The 563-nt window shown below is 34.5% G+C and carries 1 protein-coding gene; it reads left to right on the forward strand.

What is annotated here, in order from left to right; all coding sequences use genetic code 11:
• Nucleotides 1-180: 180 nt before the first annotated feature.
• A complete protein-coding gene (locus AC1DUW_RS32065; RefSeq protein ID WP_236694927.1) occupies nt 181-300 on the forward strand; it encodes a hypothetical protein in 120 nt (39 codons plus the stop codon).
• Nucleotides 301-563 lie beyond the last annotated feature (263 nt).

Genomic DNA, 563 nt, shown 5'->3' on the forward strand with positions numbered 1-563 from the left:
GGCTGTCCAACTACTCCGTATGGATATAAAGAAAATACTCTTGATATACTTTCACCTCAGTTCATTATGAATGATATACAATCTAAACTGTTTGTAGAATAATCTCCTATTTTTATAACTTGTGAGAAGAATCAATTAAAGCAGGTATTCATTAATGTTATAAAGAACGCTATAGAAGCCATGAATGGAGGAGGTGAAATTCATATCCAAATTATAAAAGGTCAAGATGGCTCGTGTATTATTTCACTTCAAGATCAGGGATGTGGCATACCCATAGAGCTACTCCCTGGTTTAGGCTAGCCATTTTACACATTAAAAGAAAAGGGCACCGGACTAAAATTACTTAACAACACAATGGCAGTATTTCCTCCTTAGTAAAGTGAACGAAGGAACTTTAATTGAGCTTACGGGTTACCATTGGAGAGTTAAATGTGTCATATAGGAGAAATTGAAAAGGCTGCAGTGAAAGAAATCAATAATAATGGATAAAAATATGGAATTGGTAAGTGTAGTATTGAAATCTTAATGAAGGAGTGAAACTATGTGGATCTGTAGCACACACA

This window comes from Peribacillus sp. P4_C12, from assembly GCF_056402095.1.

Excerpts from the sequence above, each read along its gene's own strand:
- AC1DUW_RS32065 (WP_236694927.1), top strand. The coding sequence starts at position 181 with ATGAATGGAGGAGGTGAAATTCATATCCAAATTATAAAAGGTCAAGAT.